Source organism: Vibrio sp. 10N.261.55.C5 (assembly GCF_041470505.1).
Lineage (GTDB): Bacteria > Pseudomonadota > Gammaproteobacteria > Enterobacterales > Vibrionaceae > Vibrio > Vibrio crassostreae_C.
In genome coordinates this window covers 1-233 of sequence record NZ_JBFRMS010000126.1, presented here as the reverse complement: position 1 = coordinate 233, position 233 = coordinate 1, and the positions used below count along the sequence as shown (strand labels likewise).

The 233-nt window shown below is 51.1% G+C and carries 1 protein-coding gene; it reads left to right on the top strand.

Going from position 1 to position 233, the window contains the following annotated elements; genetic code table 11:
• Positions 1–233: cadherin-like domain-containing protein (locus AB4263_RS24215; protein WP_372099040.1), on the top strand; the 233-nt coding region annotated here is incomplete at both ends.

Genomic DNA, 233 nt, shown 5'->3' with positions numbered 1-233 from the left:
ACTGCCGTTGATGATGCGCCAGTGTCTGGCGACTTAGCGTACTCAATCGACGAAGATGGTTCGATTCGTCTAAGCCAAGAGCAGCTGCTTTCTCAAGCATCAGATGTGGAAGGCGATGACTTGACGGCCAGCAGCCTAACGGTCGACGGTGATGCGACAGTTGTAGCTAACGACGATGGCAGTTTCACCATCACACCAGATGCGAACTTTAATGGTGACATCGATATCAGCTT